Genomic DNA, 494 nt, shown 5'->3' on the forward strand with positions numbered 1-494 from the left:
GGAGCCCTCATAAAAGCCTTCGAAGCCGTAGGAAAAGACCTCGTAGGAACACTCAACACCATAGGCGAAAAACTCGAACGCCTCGCCGAAGGCGACTTAAGCAACGGACTAACCGTCGAAGCCAGAGGCGAACTCCAAGAAATCATCCAAGACCTAAAAGACACAACCCACAAACTCAAAGGCCTAATCAGCGAAATAGTCAACGTCACCAACGAACTCGACAAGAGAGCCAACATCCTCACCCAAATCACAACCGACGTCACCGAAGCCATCAACCAAGTAAACGAAGCAGTACAACAAGTAAGCATCGAAGCCCAACGCCAGCAAGAAAACATCAACGAAATAACCGAAGGAATGCGCTTCGTCTCAGAAACAAGCGCAGAAAGCGTCAGAGCCATGGACGAATTCGAGGCGGCAGTAAACGAAGTCGTCACAATAGCCAGCGAAGGCAGACAAAAAGGCGAAATCTCAGCCAAACAAATCGAAAGCATCCA

General features: G+C 49.2%; 1 pseudogene. It reads left to right on the top strand.

Annotated features, from left to right (window positions below):
- Positions 1-494: pseudogene (locus E3E42_RS11685) on the top strand (methyl-accepting chemotaxis protein); the annotation flags it as partial.

This window comes from Thermococcus sp. JdF3 (genome assembly GCF_012027495.1).
GTDB lineage: Archaea > Methanobacteriota_B > Thermococci > Thermococcales > Thermococcaceae > Thermococcus.